This is a genomic window from Amycolatopsis thailandensis (assembly GCF_002234405.1).
In the GTDB taxonomy this organism is placed as follows: domain Bacteria; phylum Actinomycetota; class Actinomycetes; order Mycobacteriales; family Pseudonocardiaceae; genus Amycolatopsis; species Amycolatopsis thailandensis.
Window position 1 is genome coordinate 1 of sequence record NZ_NMQT01000351.1, and the last position, 550, is coordinate 550.

1 protein-coding gene is annotated in these 550 nt (G+C 74.4%); it reads left to right on the forward strand.

Going from position 1 to position 550, the window contains the following annotated elements:
- Positions 1-62 precede the first annotated feature (62 nt).
- Positions 63-550: dienelactone hydrolase family protein (locus tag CFP71_RS42830; RefSeq protein WP_167406486.1), on the forward strand; the 488-nt coding region annotated here is incomplete at its 3' end.

The following is a 550-nucleotide window of genomic DNA, read 5'->3' on the forward strand; positions in this document are numbered from 1 at the left end:
TAAACGCGACGCGTGGGGCGGCGCGCGGGCCGGACGGGGGTGCGGGCAGTAAGGTCACGAGCATGGCCAGCAAGCCCAAGCAGCTGCTCGCGGAGCTGTCTCACCCAGGTCCGCACGAGGTGCTTCGCGGCAACCTCGCCCTGGTCGGACTGCCCGGTGTCGTGTTCACACCCCGCTCGGGGCTCGGTCTGCCCGCGATCGCCTTCGGGCACGGCTGGCTCCAGCCCACCGGGAGCTACCGGCACCTGCTCCGGCACCTCGCGAGCTGGGGCATCGTCGCGGCGGCTCCGGCCACCCAGCGCGGACCGCTGCCGTCGCACCGGCTGCTGGCCGGCGATCTGCTCACCACCCTCGACCTGATCACGACGGTCCGTCTCGGTCCGGACGGCATCAGCGTCGACCCGGCGAAGCTCGGCCTGGCCGGGCACTCGACGGGCGGCGGTTCGGCGGTGCTGGCCGCCGCGCAGGCCGCGGAGAACGAAGACCGGCCGCGGATTCGCGCCGTCGCGACCATCACCCCCGCGCAGACGCTGCCGCCCGCGACGGTGTC